The sequence below is a fragment of the Kocuria subflava genome (genome assembly GCF_012163155.1).
In the GTDB taxonomy this organism is placed as follows: domain Bacteria; phylum Actinomycetota; class Actinomycetes; order Actinomycetales; family Micrococcaceae; genus Kocuria; species Kocuria subflava.
Genome location: NZ_JAAVUN010000014.1, coordinates 1 through 12,699 on the forward strand (window position 1 = coordinate 1; position 12,699 = coordinate 12,699).

General features: G+C 63.9%; 14 protein-coding genes and 1 pseudogene. 2 read left to right on the top strand and 13 right to left on the bottom strand.

The features are described 5' to 3' along the window. Positions 1 to 155 precede the first annotated feature (155 nt). The 7 genes and pseudogenes from dxr to GTW58_RS15105 all read right to left on the bottom strand — a co-directional run. Positions 156 to 1,460 carry a 1-deoxy-D-xylulose-5-phosphate reductoisomerase gene (gene dxr, locus GTW58_RS08165; RefSeq protein ID WP_119931987.1) on the bottom strand — a complete coding sequence of 435 codons (1,305 nt, stop codon included), beginning with the start codon at positions 1,458 to 1,460 and terminating at the stop codon, positions 156 to 158. Positions 1,461 to 1,635: 175 nt separating this feature from the next. Next, positions 1,636 to 1,908 (bottom strand): GlsB/YeaQ/YmgE family stress response membrane protein, encoded by a 273-nt coding sequence (locus GTW58_RS08170; protein WP_119931988.1) that lies wholly within the window; start codon positions 1,906 to 1,908, stop codon positions 1,636 to 1,638. Positions 1,909 to 2,249: 341 nt separating this feature from the next. Then, entirely contained in the window at positions 2,250 to 3,887 is a 1,638-nt protein-coding gene (locus GTW58_RS08175; protein WP_119931989.1) for a solute symporter family protein, read from the bottom strand. Between the two features lie 3 nt (positions 3,888 to 3,890). Beyond that, complete coding sequence (locus GTW58_RS08180) at positions 3,891 to 4,262, bottom strand: DUF485 domain-containing protein (RefSeq protein WP_232817887.1); 372 nt, start codon at positions 4,260 to 4,262, stop codon at positions 3,891 to 3,893. Positions 4,263 to 4,467: 205 nt separating this feature from the next. Continuing rightward, positions 4,468 to 4,893 (bottom strand): DivIVA domain-containing protein, encoded by a 426-nt coding sequence (locus tag GTW58_RS08185; RefSeq protein WP_157980407.1) that lies wholly within the window; start codon positions 4,891 to 4,893, stop codon positions 4,468 to 4,470. Positions 4,894 to 4,941: 48 nt separating this feature from the next. Further along, positions 4,942 to 5,394, bottom strand: a complete 453-nt coding sequence (locus tag GTW58_RS08190; RefSeq protein ID WP_370448253.1) for a helix-turn-helix transcriptional regulator — start codon at positions 5,392 to 5,394, stop codon at positions 4,942 to 4,944. Between the two features lie 66 nt (positions 5,395 to 5,460). Further along, positions 5,461 to 5,634: pseudogene (locus GTW58_RS15105) on the bottom strand (HTH domain-containing protein); the annotation flags it as partial. Positions 5,635 to 5,708: 74 nt separating this feature from the next. Here GTW58_RS15105 and GTW58_RS08195 point away from each other — a divergent pair. Both GTW58_RS08195 and GTW58_RS08200 read left to right on the top strand, forming a co-directional pair. Beyond that, positions 5,709 to 6,437, top strand: coding sequence for an alpha/beta fold hydrolase (locus tag GTW58_RS08195; RefSeq protein ID WP_119931993.1), 729 nt, complete (start codon positions 5,709 to 5,711; stop codon positions 6,435 to 6,437). A gap of 68 nt (positions 6,438 to 6,505) precedes the next feature. Then, positions 6,506 to 7,492, top strand: a complete 987-nt coding sequence (locus tag GTW58_RS08200) for an IS481 family transposase (RefSeq protein ID WP_119932089.1) — start codon at positions 6,506 to 6,508, stop codon at positions 7,490 to 7,492. On the opposite strand, the gene GTW58_RS08205 is transcribed toward GTW58_RS08200, so the two are convergent. From GTW58_RS08205 to rpsB, 6 genes are all read right to left on the bottom strand, one after another. After that, positions 7,467 to 7,673, bottom strand: a complete 207-nt coding sequence (locus GTW58_RS08205) for a hypothetical protein (protein ID WP_119931994.1) — start codon at positions 7,671 to 7,673, stop codon at positions 7,467 to 7,469. The genes GTW58_RS08200 and GTW58_RS08205 overlap by 26 nt on opposite strands. A gap of 58 nt (positions 7,674 to 7,731) precedes the next feature. Continuing rightward, on the bottom strand, positions 7,732 to 8,595 hold the full coding sequence (locus GTW58_RS08210; RefSeq protein ID WP_119931995.1) for a phosphatidate cytidylyltransferase: 864 nt from the start codon (positions 8,593 to 8,595) through the stop codon (positions 7,732 to 7,734). Then, complete coding sequence (gene frr, locus GTW58_RS08215; protein ID WP_209436450.1) at positions 8,595 to 9,116, bottom strand: ribosome recycling factor; 522 nt, start codon at positions 9,114 to 9,116, stop codon at positions 8,595 to 8,597. The genes GTW58_RS08210 and frr overlap by 1 nt, the downstream gene beginning before the upstream one ends. Positions 9,117 to 9,311: 195 nt before the next feature. Next, positions 9,312 to 10,085: a UMP kinase gene (gene pyrH / locus GTW58_RS08220; RefSeq protein ID WP_119931997.1), complete on the bottom strand. Its 774-nt coding sequence runs from the start codon at positions 10,083 to 10,085 to the stop codon at positions 9,312 to 9,314. A gap of 257 nt (positions 10,086 to 10,342) precedes the next feature. After that, positions 10,343 to 11,173, bottom strand: coding sequence for a translation elongation factor Ts (tsf, locus tag GTW58_RS08225; RefSeq protein WP_047688235.1), 831 nt, complete (start codon positions 11,171 to 11,173; stop codon positions 10,343 to 10,345). Positions 11,174 to 11,366: 193 nt separating this feature from the next. After that, the gene (rpsB, locus tag GTW58_RS08230) at positions 11,367 to 12,257 is read right to left on the bottom strand and encodes a 30S ribosomal protein S2 (RefSeq protein ID WP_119931998.1); all 891 of its coding nucleotides are present in this window, start codon (positions 12,255 to 12,257) and stop codon (positions 11,367 to 11,369) included. Positions 12,258 to 12,699 lie beyond the last annotated feature (442 nt).

Genomic DNA, 12,699 nt, shown 5'->3' on the forward strand with positions numbered 1-12,699 from the left:
GGATCTTTCTACCAAGAACCCACCCCGCCCACCGTGGCCCTAGCCGCTTGACGAAAACCATAGAAGCACCCTCCCCCTCCCGCCGAGTAGGCCGTTTGATCGCTGCTGACCCATTCAGGGGCGATCAAAAGGCCTACTCGGCGGGGAGGGGGAGCTCAGTCGCCCAGGATCTGGTCCGCGCGGGACCGAGCCCAACGCTCTGCCTCCAGCACGGAGTCCACGCTCAGTTCATCTGCAGGGACGTGTTCCTCCACCACCTGCGTCACGGTGTCAACAATCTGCGTGAAGCCGATCCGTCCCGAGTGGAAGGCCAACACCGCTTGTTCATTGGCTGCGTTGAACACCGCCGGTGTGGTGGCGGACTTGGCTGCAGCTTTCTTGATCAGCTCCACGGCGGGGAAAGCCACCGGGTCCAACGGTTCAAAGGTCCAGGAGGTGGCCTGCGACCAATCGCACGGTGTTGCGGCCCCCGGCACGCGGTGCGGCCACCCCAGACCCAGAGCGATGGGCAGCCGCATGTCCGGCGGAGAGGCCTGGGCCAGTGTGGACCCGTCCGTGAACTGGACCATGGAGTGCACCACGGACTGCGGGTGGACCACCACGTCGATCTTCTCCAGCGGCACCCCGAACAACAGATGGGCTTCCAACACCTCCAGCGCCTTGTTGACCATGGTGGCGGAGTTGGTGGTGACCATCAGGCCCATGTCCCACGTGGGGTGTGCTAACGCGTCTGCCGGGGTGACCTCCGCAAGCTCGTCACGGGAGCGCCCCCGGAACGGTCCACCAGAGGCGGTGAGAATGAGCCGGTCAACTTCATCCGGCGTACCAGAGCGCAACGCCTGAGCCAGAGCGGAGTGCTCCGAGTCGACCGGGATCAACGGTTCCTCATGCTTGGATGCGGCGACCGCCTGGTGAATCAGGGCACCGCCGGCAATCAGCGATTCCTTGTTGGCCAGCGCCAGCAATTTGTCCGCTTTCAAGGCAGCAAGGGTGGGCGCCAGGCCGATGGACCCGGTGATCCCGTTGAGCACCAGATCGGCTTCCTCATGGGCTGCGGCTTGCGTTGCGGCCTCCGGTCCGTGAACGACGACGGGGTGGTACTCACCTTCCGTACCATCCTTGCCGTCGGAGGTGACTCCCTCGGTTGCTGCCTGGAGCTGGGTGATCAGTTCGGTGAGGTGTGCAGCGTCCTCAGCGTTGCCACTGGTGGCTACCAACTGCGCGCGAGTTGCCACGGCCTGTTGTGCCAAAAGCTCCAGGTTGGAGATGCCGGCGGCCAGGGCCACCACGCGGAACACCTGACGCCCACTGTCCTCGGCAGCTTGGCGCACCACGTCCAAGGCCTGAGTGCCGATGGAACCGGTGGACCCCAGGATGCTGATTGTGCGGGGCGCAGCCTTGAGGAGTTCCGCCCACGGTGACCGGGAGATGTGCGTGTCTTCAGGTGCGCTCGCGTTCATACTCCCAGTATGGGCCAGCCCCGGAACACCCGACGACGCCCACCCATCCCGAGGCGGACGTCACTGGGCATGGGTGTGGATACGACAAAACCCGGCCCTCCCGAAGCGGACGTCAAGCGAAGCAGTCCGAGGGAGGGCCGGGTTTGGTCGTGTCTAGCTACTGATCCCGGAGGAATCAGCGACGAGCGCCGCCGCGACGACCGGTGATGAGGCCCCAGATGAAGAGCACAACCAGCGCGCCAACGGTAGCGATGACCAGGGACATGACCCAGCCGCTCTCGTTGATGCCCTGACCGGAGATTGCGGAGAACAGGAAGCCGCCGAGGACGGCGCCGACGATGCCCAGCAGCATGGTGACGATGATGCCACCACCCTGGTTACCCGGCATGATGAGTTTTGCCAGTGCGCCGGCGATCAAGCCCAAAACGATCCAACCAATGATGGCCATGAGAATTTCTCTTTCCGTTGGTGGCCCCAACTGTGACAGTGGGGCTGGAGGGGGACGGTCCGACAGCATGCTGACAGCTGACGGTTAAAGTAAAGATTACAAGACCCCTGCCGAAAATTCGGGCAGCTGCATGAGAGTTCTCTCACGATCCAGACCATGATACGGCGCCAATGGACGCCGTAGGCCCCCGCCAGAACCGGCGAAACCGGACTCTGACAGGGGCCCTTGGCGAACCGCTCGATGTGAGTCTCCCGTTGGACGGAATTTCACATCCCCCGGCGTGTGGGATTCGCGATCACCACTGGATCGGATCTGGGATCCGTGGTGGAAGGGATCCGCGATCAGTGCTGGACAGGAGCCTCAGCACCCACACCGGTCATGGAGCGAACCTCCATCTCGGCCTGCTTCTCCACGCTCTCCTTGTAGGAATCGGTCTTGGAACCGATGAAGCCCAACAGGAAGGACGCGGGGATGGAGACCAGACCCGGGTTGGACAGCGGGAACCAGGAGAAGTCCACACCCTGGATCATGGAGGTCTCTGCACCGGACATGACCGGGGAGAACATGATCAGACCGATGGAGATGATCAGACCGCCGTACATGGACCACACCGCACCGCGGGTGGTGAACCCGCGCCAGTACAGGGAGTACAGGATGGTGGGCAGGTTGGCCGAGGCAGCCACGGCGAATGCCAGCGCCACCAGGAAGGCCACGTTCTGACCCTGGGCGCCAATGCCGCCCAGGATGGAGACCACACCGATCACCACAACGGTCAGCTTGGCAACGCGCAGTTCCTCCTTGCCGCTGGACTTACCCTTCTTGATCACGTTCGAGTAGATGTCGTGAGCAAAGGATGCGGATGCGGTGATCGCCAGACCGGCCACAACGGCCAGGATGGTGGCGAAGGCCACGGCGGCGATGATACCCAGCAGCACCGAACCACCCAGCTCAAAGGCCAGCAACGGAGCTGCAGAGTTCACGCCACCCGGAGCTGCCAGGATGCGTTCGCTGCCGATCAGGGCGGCGGCGGCAAAGCCCAGCACCAGGGTGAACAGGTAGAACAGACCGATCAGGGAGATGGCCCACACCACGGACTTGCGGGCTTCCTTGGCGGTGGGAACCGTGTAGAAGCGCATGAGCACGTGCGGCAGACCGGCGGCGCCAAAGACCATGGCCATGCCCAGGGAGATGAAGTCCAGCTTGGTCCATTCGTTCAGGCCGTAGCGCAGACCCGGCTCCAGAAGCTTCTGGCCGTCCATGTCAGCACCTGAACGGTTCACCACGTTGACTGCTTCGCCCAGCATGGCGGAGAAGTTGAAGCCGAACATGCCCAGAGCCCAGATGGTCATGACACCCACACCGGTCATCAGCAGCACAGCCTTGATGATCTGCACCCAGGTGGTGCCCTTCATGCCGCCGATCAGCACGTAGGCGATCATCAGCGCACCGACGACGATGATCACCAGGGACTGGCCCAAGCTGGAGGAGATGCCCATCAGCAGGGAGACCAACGCGCCGGCGCCGGCCATCTGTGCCAGCAAGTAGAAGAAGGTCACGCACAGTGTGGAGGTGGCCGCAGCAATGCGGACCGGGCGCTGACGCAGACGGAAGGAGAGCACATCCGCCATGGTGAACTTGCCGGTGTTTCGCAGCGGCTCGGCGATGAGCAGCAGTGCAACCAGCCAGGCCACCAGGAAGCCGATGGAGTACAAGAACCCGTCGTACCCCTGCAGGGCAATGGCGCCCACGATGCCCAGGAAGGACGCCGCGGAGAGGTAGTCACCTGCAATGGCCAGGCCGTTCTGGGTTCCGGAGAAGGAACGTCCACCCGCGTAGTAGTCAGCGGCCGTGGATGTGTGCTTGGAGGCTCGCAGCACGACCACCATGGTCACAGCGACGAACGCTCCGAAGATCAGCATGTTCAGCCACGGGGTGCCAACGGTTTCGCTGGTCTCTGCGGCGGGAAGCATTACGTTCATGAATCAAGCCCCCTTGCTTGAATGAGCGCCGTTGGAGCCACCGTGGATTGCGGCGTAGTCGCCGGCCTCCAGGGCTTCACGCAGTTGCTCTGCCTTGGGATCCAGGCTCTTGTTCGCGAAAGCGACGTAGAGGCCTGTGATGCCGAAGGTTGTGACGAACTGAAGCAGGCCAAGGATGATGCCCAGGTTCACGTTGCCGATCACCGGAGTGGACATGAAGTCCGTGGCGTAGATGGAGAGAAGCACGTACAGCAGGAACCAGACCAGGAAGAAGATGGTCATGGGAACCACGAATTTGCGGTGCGTGGATCGCAGAGATTGGAACTCCGGGGAGCTTTGCGCTGCCTGGAAGTCCTGGGCCGTTGGTTCGGCCACTGAGGGATGCTCTGACACGGGAGACCTCTCGTAACGAGCTTTACGTGACAGGTGTCACAGTGTGGACTCGCTCATATTAACCGCATGTTTGCCGTGCACCAACCACTGTTCACCCCAGATGCCACCCGTGTTGCACCGAAAACAGCGCCTGCACTTGCTTTCACAAGTACAAACGCTGTTTTTAGACAGGTGCAAAAATCTTGTCTCAGCGGAGCGCCAGCAGCAGCTCCACGAGCTTGTCCAGGAACGCATCCACCTGCTGTTCCTCGTAGGCCCGCTCCCCCACTGCGGGCCCAAAAACGGCCGACCGCACCCGGTCCGGGTGCACGGATTCCGCCGTGCTCAGCTCCTCAACCACGGCGTCGCACAGAGCGTCGACGTCGACGACGGCGTACCCGCGTGAACTGGACCCTGATGGACGGCGGAAGCGGTGCCCGTCGGCGCGTTCCAAGCGACCGAAGATCAGATCCGACAGGGCTCCGACCTGCTCCTCCCAGGCCTGGCGCCCGTGAGAGTCGATGTAATCCCGGTTCTCTCGCCGGGCCAGGGTGTCCTCGAGCTGATCCATGGCAGCATCCACCACCGCCGGCTGATAGCCACCACGGGCGCGCCCGAAGACTGCTGCTCTCAGGTCACGGCTAGTTGTACTGCCCTGAGACGTTGATTGACCCGATCGAGTTCAGTCCAAGGCGACGCTGGCGGCGGTGTCCGGTGGTGTGCCGATCTCGTCGACGGTGTGGCCCGAGCATGGATGGCGCGTGAGCGTAGCTTTGCGAATGCGGTCGAGAGAGAACCACCGCACAGCACCGCGCAGTCGACACCACCCGATGAGGTACCAGCTACCACGGGTGCCGGCGAACAGAATGGGCTCGACGTCGCGACGGGTGTGCTCGCCAGCGGCGGAGACGAAGTCGATGCGCAGCACCCGTTGATCTGTCATGGCCTGTTCGCAGGTCGAGCGGACGGATCGAGAGGTGCTGGGGGGCGAGTCGACCCAGACTCGCTGCGCGAGCTCGCTTACTTTCTCCCGAGTGCGCGGGTCGAGGACATCCACGATCTTGCGGACGGCGGCTGTAGCGAGATCGGAGTACGGCGCATCGGGTGCGGCCTTGACCGCTGCCAGCAGTGCCAAGGCCTGAGCCGGTGACAATGCGACCGGCGGCAGGGAACCACCTTCTACGATCCCGTACCCTCCGCCTGGGCCAGGGCGGGACCACAGCGGCACTCCGGATGCTTCGAGTGCCGCCAGGTCTCTTTTAATCGTCCGGACAGACACCCCGAACTCACGGGCCAGTCCCTCCGCGCTCCTCCCACGCTTCCCGCCGCGCCTGAGCGCCTCCGACAGTGCGTGGAGGCGTTCCGAACGCTTCATCAGGGAACCATCGCCACATTCATGTCACAAATAGTGCCACTCCGTTGTCCAGGAGCCCTGTCAGCATCGAGCACATGACATCGAACGCAACGGACCAACCGCACGTCATCCTCGTTCCCGGCTACTGGCTGGGCGCCTGGGCCTGGGATGACGTAGTGCCCGCCCTGAAGGAGCACGGGCTCGACGTCGAGGCCGTCACTCCGCCGGGCCTCGACGAGCAAGATCCCAACCGGAAGAACGCCACTCTGCAGGAGCAGGTCAATGCCCTCCAGGCCCTTGTCGAACAGGCCGGCGGCGACGTCGTTCTCGTGGGGCACAGCGGCGCCAACGCCGCGGTAAGCACTGTCACGGACAGGATCCCGCAGCTGCTCCGCCGGGTCATCTGGGTCGATTCCGGGCCCATGACGGACGGAGCAGCCTTCGCGCCGGAGCTCCCGCAAGACATCGAGGAGCTCCCGCTGCCTGACTTTGACACGCTCGGTCAGCAGGCCAGCCTCGAAGGGCTTAGCGAAGGACAGCTCAAGACCTTCCGCGCCCGCGCTGTCCCCGAGCCTGCAGGTGTCGCCCGCGCCTCGGTCTCTTTGAACAATGATCGGCGCTACGGCGTGCCGACCACTCTGATCTGCTGCTCCCTGCCGTCCAGCCAGGTCCTTGAGCTGGCCCAGGCACGACACCCTATGTTCGCCGCCGTCAACGACCTGATCGACGTCCAGTTCATCGACCTGCCTACTGGTCACTGGCCGATGTGGAGCCGCCCCGAGGATCTGGGCAAGGCGATCGCCACCGCCGCTCTCGCCTCCTAGGTTCCTCCTCGCCGATGAAGGGGGACAGCCACTGCGCTGTCCCCCTTCATCCCGTTCCGAAAGCCCCCATGAGCCACAAGAACGCCGCCCTGACACCCCGCCACCGCCTGAAGGTCGCTCGCCTCGTCGTCGAGGACGGGTGGCCGATCAGCGAGATTGCTGCCCGCTTCCAGGTGTCCTGGCCGACGGTGAAGCGGTGGGTCGACCGCTACCTCGCCGGTGAGTCCATGGAAGACCGGTCTTCGCGCCCGAGGGTGTCGCCGAACAAGACCCCGAAGACGGTGACCAAGCGGTGCGTCAGCCTGCGAATGCGGTTGCGCGAAGGCCCAGTTCAGCTCGCCGCTCGACTCGGCATCGCACCATCGACGGTGCACCGAATCCTCACGACGGCACGCCTCAACCGGCTGTCCTACGTCGACCGTGCCACCGGCGAGCCGATCCGCCGGTACGAACACCCCCATCCCGGCTCGCTGGTGCACGTGGACGTGAAGAAGCTCGGGAATATCCCCGACGGCGGCGGCTGGCGCTATGTCGGCCGACTCCAAGGCGAACGCAACCGCGCCGCCACGCCCGGGAAGCCGAAGAACAAGTGGCACAACCCAAAGCTTGGGTACGCGTTTGTGCACACCGTCATCGACGACCACTCCCGCGTCGCGTACACCGAGGTCCACGACGACGAGACTGCCATCACCGCCGTCGCCGTCCTGCACCGGGCGGTCGAGTGGTTCGCAAACCGCGGCGTCACCATCGAACGGGTGCTGTCTGACAACGGCGGGGCATACCGGTCACACCTGTGGCGCGACACCTGCGAGGCCCTATCGATCACCCCGAAGCGGACCCGTCCGTACCGGCCGCAGACCAACGGAAAAGTGGAGCGCTTCCACCGGACCATGGCCGACGGGTGGGCGTACGCCCGCTGCTACACCAGCGAGCAAGAACGACGTGACGCCCTGCCGGACTGGCTGCACCAGTACAACGAACATCGTCCGCATACCGCGTGCGGCAACCAGCCGCCCTCCTCACGATTGATCAACGTGCCCGGTCAGTACAGCTAGTGAACTCAGGGGCATCCTGGCCGCGCGGGGCCTTGATGGCAGCTTCCACGCGACTGAAGTAGTCGTCGACGTCGTCCGGGGAGTATCCCCAATGGCGGCCTTCGACGCGGTCGAACCGCTTGCCTGCGGGCGCAACGCCCCCATTGGGGGTGCTGCCCCGGGCCTCCGGGTTATCTGTCATTTGGGGACTCCTCAACCACCTTCAGCGGGACCACGTGAGCATCACAGGCGCACCACACTCAGCCCTGCAGGACCCGCAGCAGCTCGAACACCACATAGCCCACGGGGGCCACGAACACGATGGAATCAACCCGGTCCATCACTCCACCGTGACCGGGCAGCAGAGTGCCCATGTCCTTGACGCCGATCTCACGTTTGACCATGGATTCGGCAAAATCACCCAGGGCAGCAACCCACACCAGGAAGAATGCCAGCACCAGGCCGTGCCACCAGGGGTCCCCCAGCAGCAGTGCTACCAGGAGGGAGGCCAGCACCATGGAACCGACCATGGAGCCGGCAAAGCCCTCCCAGGTCTTCTTGGGGCTGATCCGCGAAGCCATGGGGTGCTTGCCGAACAGGACCCCGGCGAAGTAACCGAACGTGTCATTGCCGACCGCCATCAAGATCACGATCAGCACCTTGGCAACCCCCTGCTCCGTCTGGAACAACAGGACCAGCAAGGACAAACACAGTGCCACCCAGGTCAGTGCAAACAGGGAGCCCATCACGGAGAGGACCATGCCTTGTTTGGGACCGAACACCCGAACGGTGATCACCACCAAGGACACCAATGTGGTGGCGATGATCAGGGCCTCGGCACCGCCGAAGAAGGCTGCCACCGGCATGATCACCGCGCCCGCCACGGCAGGTATCACGGGGATCTTGATGCCGGCATGGGCCAGGGCACGGCAGACCTCGTACACGCCCAATGCGGCGGCCGCACCGGCAAGCAGTGCCACCACGGGCGGGTAGACGAACAGTCCGATGCCCAGGGCAGCCAGTAGCACCACAGCCACCCCGATGGCGGCGGGCAGGTCCCGCCCGGCACGCGACTGTTTGGGTGGTGCAGGGGGTGTTTCAGCGGCGTTCTTGACGGACGGCATCAGACCTGAAGCAGCTCAGCTTCCTTGTTCTTGAGCATGACGTCAATGTGGTCCACGTGCTTCTTGGTTTCGGCATCCAGGTCCTTCTCGGCACGCTTGCCCTCGTCCTCGCCGATCTCGCCGTCCTTGACCAGCTTCTCGATCGAGTCCTTGGCATGGCGGCGCACGTTGCGCACAGAAACACGTGCTTCCTCTGCCTTGGCGTGGACGATCTTGACGTATTCCTTGCGCCGCTCCTCGGTGAGCTCGGGCATGACGACGCGGATCACGTTGCCGTCATTGGCCGGGTTGGCACCGATGTCGGAGTCACGCAGAGCCTTTTCGATGTCCCCCAGCGCGGATCGGTCGTACGGGGTGATGAGCAGTGTGCGTGCCTCAGGGTTCTGGAAGGAGGCCAGCTGCTGCAGCGGGGTGGGTGCGCCGTAGTAGTCCACCAACAGGTTGGAGAACAGGGACGGGTTGGCGCGGCCCGTGCGGATGGCAGCGAACTCCTCGGAGGCGTTGTCCACTGCCTTGCCCATACGGGTTTCGACGTCGGATTGGATCTCAGAGATCACGTGAAAACTCCTTCTGATGACACTCAACCTGTGGCCGAGTCTCTGTGTTGGTCGATCAGGTGGCCAGTGGCATGTGCTTCAGACACGCAGCGGCCGCGGACACTGGCATCAAGTCTACCGGCGTCCGCGGCCCCAGCTGTGTGATCCCACAGCCTTGCGTCACACGCTGATCAGTGTGCCCAGGTCTTCACCCAGCACCGCGCGAGTCACGTTGCCCGGTTCCTGCATGCCGAACACGCGCATGGTCACGTTGTTGTCCCGGCACAGGGAGAACGCGGTCTGATCCATGACCCGGATGTTCTGCGTCAGGGCGTCGTCGTAGGTCAGGGTGTCCAACTTCTTGGCTTCCGGGTTGGTCTTGGGGTCATCCGTGTAGACGCCGTCCACACCGTTCTTGCCCACCAGGACCTCATCAGCATTGACTTCCAGAGCACGCTGGGCGGCCACGGTGTCCGTGGAGAAGTAGGGCAGACCGGCACCGGCACCAAAGATCACCACGCGGTCTTTTTCCATGTGACGGATGGCCCGGCGCGGAATGTAGGCCTCAGCCACCTGCTCCATGGAGATGGCCGACTGCACACGGGTGTCCACGCCGCACTGTTCCAAGAAGTCCTGCAAGGCCAGGCAGTTCATGACCGTTCCCAGCATGCCCATGTAGTCGGCCCGTGAGCGGTCCATGCCGGCGGTGGACAGCTCGGCGCCGCGGAAGAAGTTGCCGCCTCCCACCACGATCGAGGTTTCAACCGTGCCCACCGTGGCGGCAATCTGCTCGGCGATGTCCCGAACCACTGAGGTGTCCAGACCCACCTTGCCTCCACCGAAAACCTCACCCGAAAGCTTCAGGAGGATGCGGCGTCGTGGGTGGCTCGACTCCCCCGACCTGCTGGCACGCAGGGCGTCGTCCTTGATTTCGGAAGGGGTGGAGGTCGGCATGGATGCTCCCAACGGTGGTCCAACGGTCAAGGGCCGCGGTGGCGGCAGGTCAGGTGCAGCTGCCCGCCCCGGGCACACGTGGTTCAGCATAGCGGGCAGCACAGCTGACCAGCACCGAACATCGCCTCTGGCAAACCCCACATCAGATGACCACACCCCGCCGACCTGTGCGGGTCGGCGGGGTGTCGGGAGAACAACCTCAGGGTCTCACCTCAGTGAGCGCCGTGGTGGTTGTTTTTGTGTCTCGGATCTTGAGATCAGGAACCCACGCGGAAGCGGGCGAAACCGGTGGCGGTGGCGCCGTTGTCCTCCAGGAACTTGCCCACGGAAACCTTGGAATCCTTGGCAAAGTCCTGGTCCACCAGCACGGACTCCTTGTAGAAGCCGTTCATGCGGCCTTCCACGATCTTGGGCAGGATCTTCTCCGGCTTGCCTTCAGCCTTTGCAGTCTCCTCTGCCACGCGCTGCTCGTTGGCAACGGTTTCCGACGGAACTTCCTCACGGGAGAGGAAGGACGGGGACATGGCGGCAATGTGCACGGCGACGTCGTGAGCAGCCTCGGTGACGTTCTCACCGTCAACGGCCAGCAGAACGCCCACCTGAGCGGGGAGGTCCTTGGAGGTGCGGTGCAGGTAGAGCTCAACGTTCTGACCCTCGACGCGAGCGATGCGGCGAACCACAACCTTCTCGCCCAGCAGCGCGCCGGTCTCAGTCACCAGGTCGGAGACCTTCTGGCCGTCGATCTCGGTGGCCAGCAGGGTGTCCAGGTCGGCGACGTCGCCCGCGACGGCAGCGTCCATGACCTTCTCGCCGAAAGCGATGAAGGGATCGGCCTTAGCCACAAAGTCGGTCTCGGAGTTGACCTCAACCAGGTAGCCCTTGCCGCCCTGGATGCGGCCCACCACGATGCCTTCAGCGGTGGTGCGGCCTTCACGCTTGGTGACGCCCTTGAGGCCCTTCACGCGGATGATCTCCAGGGCCTTCTGCTGATCGCCGTCGGCCTCGTCCAATGCCTTCTTGACGTCGAGCATGCCGGCGCCGGTGCGCTCGCGCAGTTCCTTGATGTCCTTGGCGGTGTAGTTCGCCATGTGTCAGCTCCTTGTTCGTTCGTTCCCGAGGCCGGCTCTTGGCCGACCCACGGGCGTCTCACGCTGCATGATGCGGCATCGAGACGAAGAAAAGTTGAACGGCAGGGGACGTGTTGCCACATCCCGTGATCCCCGAATGCCTCCCCGCCCGGTCACGGTCGGTGACGGGCAGGGAGGCAGTGACGGGGGTGAATCACTCGGCGGAGGTTGCCTCGGAGACGACCTCAGCGGTCTCGGCAGCTTCCTCGGAGGCCTCGGTGGCCTCAACGGCTTCCACGGCCTCGGCGGTGGTCTCCGCCTCGGCAGCAGCCTTCTCAGCGTTGTGCTGTTCCAGCAGCTCGCGCTCCCACTCGGCCATGGGCTCCTCGGCAGCACCTTCGGAGCCGCCCTTGCCGGAGCGGGCCAGCAGGCCCTCGGCCACGGCGTCGGCAACCACGCGGGTCAGCAGGTTGACGGAGCGGATGGCGTCGTCGTTGCCCGGGATCGGGAAGGTGACCTCGTCCGGATCGCAGTTGGTGTCCAGGATGGCGACGACGGGGATGCCCAGCTTCTGGGCTTCATCTATCGCCAGGTGCTCCTTCTTGGTGTCCACGATCCAGAGCATGGAAGGGGTCTTGGAGAGGTTGCGGATACCGCCCAGGGTACGCTCCAGCTTCTCCTTCTCGCGGCGCAGCAGCAGCAGTTCCTTCTTGGTGTACTGCGAGCCTGCGACGTCCTCGAAGTCGATCTGCTCCAGCTCCTTCATGCGGTCAATCCGCTTGGAGACGGTCTGGAAGTTGGTCAACATGCCGCCGAGCCAGCGGTGGTTGACGTAGGGCATGTTCACGCGGGTGGCCTGCTCGGCAATGGCCTCCTGGGCCTGCTTCTTGGTACCCACGAACAGGATGGTGCCACCGTGTGCCACGGTGTTTTTGACGGCCTCGAACGCGCGGTCGATGTAGGACAGCGAGTTCTGGAGGTCGATGATGTAGATGCCGTTGCGCTCGGTGAGGATGAAGCGCTTCATCTTCGGGTTCCAGCGGCGTGTCTGGTGGCCGAAGTGCACGCCGCTGTCCAGCAGCTGGCGCATGGTGACGACTGACATGGTCAGTTCTCCTTGGTGCAATGTGCTCGCGCACCCCTGGTCCGGGGAAACGGAACACGGTTGTGTGGTTGTCGGTCGCTTCCGGCGGAAGGACCCCTGGCACGTCATGGCCACCGCCCCGAGGCTCAGGACGGTTTCCGCTGACCACCCGCACTCCATGGGGAGGTCGGGACCGTGGCAAGCGGGTCGGGTTCACAGGATCACCTGCTGGTGATCCCCGTGTTCACGACGACGACGCGCGCGTAGTCAGCATCTGCGCCCTGAAACGATCCGCGTGGTCCACGCTCCCGTGGAGGAGAATCTCTTCCACCGGAACCTGGGCACGATGAACCGCACAGTTCAGACACTGCGGCAACCAACTGTACTACAGCGGTGGCATCTGCGACGGCACGGGCGCCTCGCAGGATGGGGTTCGCAAGTTCGGGTTCGCCAGTTCAGGTTC

Excerpts from the sequence above, each read along its gene's own strand:
- dxr (WP_119931987.1), bottom strand. The coding sequence starts at position 1,460 with ATGAACGCGAGCGCACCTGAAGACACGCACATCTCCCGGTCACCGTGG.
- GTW58_RS08170 (WP_119931988.1), bottom strand. The coding sequence starts at position 1,908 with ATGGCCATCATTGGTTGGATCGTTTTGGGCTTGATCGCCGGCGCACTG.
- GTW58_RS08175 (WP_119931989.1), bottom strand. The coding sequence starts at position 3,887 with ATGAACGTAATGCTTCCCGCCGCAGAGACCAGCGAAACCGTTGGCACC.
- GTW58_RS08195 (WP_119931993.1), top strand. The coding sequence starts at position 5,709 with ATGACATCGAACGCAACGGACCAACCGCACGTCATCCTCGTTCCCGGC.
- GTW58_RS08200 (WP_119932089.1), top strand. The coding sequence starts at position 6,506 with ATGAGCCACAAGAACGCCGCCCTGACACCCCGCCACCGCCTGAAGGTC.
- GTW58_RS08205 (WP_119931994.1), bottom strand. The coding sequence starts at position 7,673 with ATGACAGATAACCCGGAGGCCCGGGGCAGCACCCCCAATGGGGGCGTT.
- GTW58_RS08210 (WP_119931995.1), bottom strand. The coding sequence starts at position 8,595 with ATGCCGTCCGTCAAGAACGCCGCTGAAACACCCCCTGCACCACCCAAA.
- frr (WP_209436450.1), bottom strand. The coding sequence starts at position 9,116 with ATGGGCAAGGCAGTGGACAACGCCTCCGAGGAGTTCGCTGCCATCCGC.
- pyrH (WP_119931997.1), bottom strand. The coding sequence starts at position 10,085 with ATGCCGACCTCCACCCCTTCCGAAATCAAGGACGACGCCCTGCGTGCC.
- tsf (WP_047688235.1), bottom strand. The coding sequence starts at position 11,173 with ATGGCGAACTACACCGCCAAGGACATCAAGGAACTGCGCGAGCGCACC.
- rpsB (WP_119931998.1), bottom strand. The coding sequence starts at position 12,257 with ATGTCAGTCGTCACCATGCGCCAGCTGCTGGACAGCGGCGTGCACTTC.